General features: G+C 53.2%; 1 protein-coding gene. It reads right to left on the bottom strand.

From position 1 onward, the window contains the following. Positions 1-310, bottom strand: a 310-nt coding sequence (locus MFP24_RS00240) for an immunoglobulin-like domain-containing protein (protein ID WP_249228635.1), incomplete at both ends; no start/stop codon positions are given.

Raw genomic sequence — 310 nt, 5'->3', positions numbered from 1 at the left:
GTATCTAACTGTTCGAAATTATGCTCACCCGCGTTGGTTACGCTCAGGGTGTAACTTTCACCGTCTTGATAGACATCGTCACTCTGTACTGCAAAGGCTGATGAGGTGCCGATTGTCGCTCCGGCCGCAAAGGTAATGGTCGCGCCATTACTTAACGTCACCGTAAAGGCACGATCGGTAGGATTACTCAGCGTGGCGCTGACGGTGGCGCTGTCGCTACCTTCCGCTACCGTGATATCGCCCAGCGTTAGTGTGGTGGTATCGACCGTGTCGGTAACATTTACCGTGGCGTCACCACCCAGTTGTAAAT

The organism is Brenneria tiliae (genome assembly GCF_023347575.1).
Taxonomy (GTDB): domain Bacteria; phylum Pseudomonadota; class Gammaproteobacteria; order Enterobacterales; family Enterobacteriaceae; genus Brenneria; species Brenneria corticis.
The sequence above is the reverse complement of the archived record's forward strand: the minus strand, read 5'-3'. Positions and strand labels throughout refer to the sequence as shown.